We start from the raw sequence: 5,401 nt of genomic DNA, 5'->3' as shown, positions 1-5,401 counted from the left end.
GGGCCCCTGCCCGGGGTTGTGAGTGTGTCACACCCCGGGGAGGGGCCCTGTTTTCAACGGAATGTCCGGCGGTGTCCTACTCTCCCACACAGTCACCCGTGCAGTACCATCGGCGCTGAGAGGCTTAGCTTCCGGGTTCGGAATGTGACCGGGCGTTTCCCTCTCGCTATGACCACCGGAACAGCTTCGATATCACGATCTGTCCCACACAACCACCCCACACATCGGTGAACACCGTTCACACGATCCGGGCATGGTCGCGGGTCGATCCCCGATCGTCTATCGGGAACCACAAAGTGGACGCGAGCCCCACCCGCCGAAACGGATGGGTAAGTCAATAAGTCATCGGCATATTAGTACAGGTCAGCTGCACGGGTCGTTAGTCCCCGCTTCCACATCCTGCCTATCAACCCAGTCGTCTACTGGGAGCCTCTCACCCTCACGGGGCACGGAAATCTCATCTCGAAGACGGCTTCCCGCTTAGATGCTTTCAGCGGTTATCCGGTCCGAACGTAGCTAATCAGCGGTGCCCTTGGCAGAACAACTGACACACCAGAGGTTCGTCCATCCCGGTCCTCTCGTACTAGGGATAGATCTTCTCAAATTTCCAACGCGCGCAGCGGATAGGGACCGAACTGTCTCACGACGTTCTAAACCCAGCTCGCGTACCGCTTTAATGGGCGAACAGCCCAACCCTTGGGACCTACTCCAGCCCCAGGATGCGACGAGCCGACATCGAGGTGCCAAACCATGCCGTCGATATGGACTCTTGGGCAAGATCAGCCTGTTATCCCCGAGGTACCTTTTATCCGTTGAGCGACAGCGCTTCCACAAGCCACTGCCGGATCACTAGTCCCGACTTTCGTCCCTGCTCGACATGTCCGTCTCACAGTCAAGCTCCCTTGTGCACTTACACTCGCCACCTGATTGCCAACCAGGTTGAGGGAACCTTTGGGCGCCTCCGTTACTCTTTAGGAGGCAACCGCCCCAGTTAAACTACCCACCAGGCACTGTCCGTGAACCCGATCAGGGTCCCACGTTAGACATCCAGAGTGACCAGAGTGGTATTTCAACAATGACTCCACGAACACTAGCGTGCCCGCTTCACAGTCTCCCACCTATCCTACACAAGCCACACCGAACACCAATACCAAGCTGTAGTGAAGGTCACGGGGTCTTTCCGTCCTGCTGCGCGTAACGAGCATCTTTACTCGTAGTGCAATTTCGCCGAGTTCGCGGTTGAGACAGCTGGGAAGTCGTTACGCCATTCGTGCAGGTCGGAACTTACCCGACAAGGAATTTCGCTACCTTAGGATGGTTATAGTTACCACCGCCGTTTACTGGGGCTTAAATTCTGAGCTTCGCCGTGAGGCTAACCCTTCCTCTTAACCTTCCAGCACCGGGCAGGCGTCAGTCCGTATACATCGTCTTGCGACTTCGCACGGACCTGTGTTTTTAGTAAACAGTCGCTTCCCACTGGTCTCTGCGGCCTTTCCCGCTCCCGGAGCATGTCCGTTCACGGGTCCGGCCCCCCTTCTCCCGAAGTTACGGGGGCATTTTGCCGAGTTCCTTAACCACGATTCTCTCGATCTCCTTGGTATTCTCTACCTGACCACCTGAGTCGGTTTCGGGTACGGGCGGCTGCAACCTCGCGTCGATGCTTTTCTCGGCAGCATAGGATCACTGATTTCCCCAAACGGGTACGCATCGGATCTCAGGCACACAGACGACGGATTTGCCTATCGTCAGCCCTACATCCTTACACCAGGTTCACCTTACGGATACCATCGCCTGGCTCAGCTACCTTCCTGCGTCACACCTGTTATTACGCTAGCCGCACCAGCATGGGGTCGAGCGTTAGACCGGCCGGTATCACCCCGAAGGGATCCACTCGAACCGGGTTAGGACTCTTAGCACCACTGGATTGACTCGGACGGTTGTTCGCCGGTACGGGAATATCAACCCGTTGTCCATCGACTACGCCTGTCGGCCTCGCCTTAGGTCCCGACTTACCCAGGGCGGATTAACCTGGCCCTGGAACCCTTGGTCTTTCGGAGGACGGGTTTCTCACCCGTCTTTCGCTACTCATGCCTGCATTCTCACTCGTGTAGCGTCCACGGCTGGATTCCTCCGCCGCTTCACTCGCCACACGACGCTCTCCTACCATTCCGTACGACTGAACCACGAAGGCTTGTCAACAATACGAAATCTACAACTTCGGCGGTGTGCTTGAGCCCCGTTACATTGTCGGCGCGGAATCACTTGACCAGTGAGCTATTACGCACTCTTTCAAGGGTGGCTGCTTCTAAGCCAACCTCCTGGTTGTCTATGCAACTCCACATCCTTTCCCACTTAGCACACGCTTAGGGGCCTTAGTTGGTAGTCTGGGTTGTTTCCCTCTCGACGATGAAGCTTATCCCCCACCGTCTCACTGCTGCGCTCTCACTTACCGGCATTCGGAGTTTGGCTGACGTCAGTAACCTGGTAGGGCCCATCGGCCATCCAGTAGCTCTACCTCCGGCAAGAAACACGCAACGCTGCACCTAAATGCATTTCGGAGAGAACCAGCTATCACGAAGTTTGATTGGCCTTTCACCCCTATCCACAGCTCATCCCCTCCATTTTCAACTGAAGTGGGTTCGGGCCTCCACGACGTCTTACCGTCGCTTCACCCTGGCCATGGATAGATCACTTCGCTTCGGGTCTAGGACATGCGACTGAACCGCCCTATTCAGACTCGCTTTCGCTCCGGCTTCCCCACACGGGTTAACCTCGCCACATATCACTAACTCGCAGGCTCATTCTTCAAAAGGCACGCCGTCACACCAACACGGGTGCTCCGACGGTTTGTAAGCAAACGGTTTCAGGTACTATTTCACTCCCCTCCCGGGGTACTTTTCACCTTTCCCTCACGGTACTTGTCCGCTATCGGTCATCTGGGAGTATTTAGGCTTATCAGGTGGTCCTGACAGATTCACACGGGATTTCTCGGGCCCCGTGCTACTTGGGATACACATCCGGCCATAACACCATTTCGTCTACGGGGCTCCCACCCACTACGGCCCGGCATTCAAACCGGTTCGACTATGATGCGCTGTAACCGCTCCAGCCCGGCAGAACTGAACGACATGTCCCACAACCCCGACCATGCAACGCCCGCCGGCTATCACACATGATCGGTTTGGCCTCATCCGCTTTCGCTCGCCACTACTCACGGAATCACTGTTGTTTTCTCTTCCTGTGGGTACTGAGATGTTTCACTTCCCCACGTTCCCTCACCCCGCCCTATATATTCAGGCGGGAGTCACCAGGTCGCAAAACGCCTGGCGGGGTTTCCCCATTCGGAAATCCTCGGATCACAGCTCGATTATCAGCTCCCCGAGGCTTATCGCAGATTTCTACGTCCTTCTTCGGCTCCAGATGCCAAGGCATCCACCGTTTGCTCTTAGAAACTTATCGACCACAAAGAAAAAATTGCGATCACACGCACCCCACCCACCAACGCAGGCGACATACGCGGATCTAAGATGCTCGCGTCCACTGTGTAGTTCTCAACATACGATCGGCACCAACCCACCACCAACGAACCCGTCAGCGCGAATCAGCCCAAACGAAGGACCATCACCGGCCCAACCCCGAACCGCCACAACCATGGCAACCCGGAAGCCTGGTCCCTCAGGACCCAACAACGTGCACCAGCCGACACCGACCCCCCGACCCGTTCCCAACACCCGAAAGCGCCGTACTAGACCCGAGAACCCAATCCCGACTGCACTGTCAATGTTCCACCCATGAGCTAACCGTCGGACACATTCGGTCCGAACCGGCGCCTGGACACCACCCACCCACCCACCGGGCGAACGGCGATGCCAGTGCTCCTTAGAAAGGAGGTGATCCAGCCGCACCTTCCGGTACGGCTACCTTGTTACGACTTAGTCCTAATCACCGATCCCACCTTCGACGGCTCCTTCCACAAGGGTTAGGCCACCGGCTTCGGGTGTTACCGACTTTCATGACTTGACGGGCGGTGTGTACAAGGCCCGGGAACGTATTCACCGCAGCGTTGCTGATCTGCGATTACTAGCGACTCCGACTTCATGAGGTCGAGTTGCAGACCTCAATCCGAACTGAGACCGGCTTTTTGGGATTCGCTCCACCTTACGGTATCGCAGCCCTTTGTACCGGCCATTGTAGCATGCGTGAAGCCCAAGACATAAGGGGCATGATGATTTGACGTCATCCCCACCTTCCTCCGAGTTGACCCCGGCAGTCTCCTATGAGTCCCCGGCCGAACCGCTGGCAACATAGAACGAGGGTTGCGCTCGTTGCGGGACTTAACCCAACATCTCACGACACGAGCTGACGACAACCATGCACCACCTGTACACCGACCACAAGGGGGCGACCATCTCTGGCCGTTTCCGGTGTATGTCAAGCCTTGGTAAGGTTCTTCGCGTTGCATCGAATTAATCCGCATGCTCCGCCGCTTGTGCGGGCCCCCGTCAATTCCTTTGAGTTTTAGCCTTGCGGCCGTACTCCCCAGGCGGGGCGCTTAATGCGTTAGCTACGACACAGAAACCGTGGAAAGGTCCCTACATCTAGCGCCCAACGTTTACGGCGTGGACTACCAGGGTATCTAATCCTGTTCGCTCCCCACGCTTTCGCTCCTCAGCGTCAGTTACGGCCCAGAGATCTGCCTTCGCCATCGGTGTTCCTCCTGATATCTGCGCATTCCACCGCTACACCAGGAATTCCAATCTCCCCTACCGCACTCTAGTCTGCCCGTACCCACTGCAAGCCCGAGGTTGAGCCTCGGGATTTCACAGCAGACGCGACAAACCGCCTACGAGCTCTTTACGCCCAATAATTCCGGACAACGCTTGCACCCTACGTATTACCGCGGCTGCTGGCACGTAGTTAGCCGGTGCTTTTTCTGCAGGTACCGTCACTTACGCTTCTTCCCTACTAAAAGAGGTTTACAACCCGAAGGCCGTCATCCCTCACGCGGCGTTGCTGCATCAGGCTTGCGCCCATTGTGCAATATTCCCCACTGCTGCCTCCCGTAGGAGTCTGGGCCGTGTCTCAGTCCCAGTGTGGCCGGTCACCCTCTCAGGCCGGCTACCCGTCGTCGCCTTGGTGAGCCATTACCTCACCAACAAGCTGATAGGCCGCGAGTCCATCCCCAACCAAAAAATCTTTCCACAACCAGACCATGCGATCAGTTGTCATATCCAGTATTAGACGTCGTTTCCAACGCTTATCCCAGAGTCAGGGGCAGGTTACTCACGTGTTACTCACCCGTTCGCCACTAATCCACCCAGCAAGCTGGGCATCATCGTTCGACTTGCATGTGTTAAGCACGCCGCCAGCGTTCGTCCTGAGCCAGGATCAAACTCTCCGT

3 rRNA genes are annotated in these 5,401 nt (G+C 56.6%); all 3 read right to left on the bottom strand.

Features of this window, described 5'->3' with window-relative positions:
- Positions 1-63 precede the first annotated feature (63 nt).
- Positions 64-180 (bottom strand): 5S ribosomal RNA (gene rrf, locus CAM01S_RS14185).
- Between the two features lie 153 nt (positions 181-333).
- Positions 334-3,459, bottom strand: a 23S ribosomal RNA gene (locus CAM01S_RS14180).
- Between the two features lie 424 nt (positions 3,460-3,883).
- A 16S ribosomal RNA gene (locus CAM01S_RS14175) occupies positions 3,884-5,401 on the bottom strand.
- Together the 16S, 23S and 5S rRNA genes form the textbook arrangement of a ribosomal RNA operon.

Source organism: Curtobacterium ammoniigenes NBRC 101786 (genome assembly GCF_001571045.1).
Taxonomy (GTDB): Bacteria; Actinomycetota; Actinomycetes; order Actinomycetales; family Microbacteriaceae; genus Curtobacterium; species Curtobacterium ammoniigenes.
Note: the sequence above shows the minus strand (reverse complement) of the source record. Positions and strands in the feature narration are given on the sequence as shown.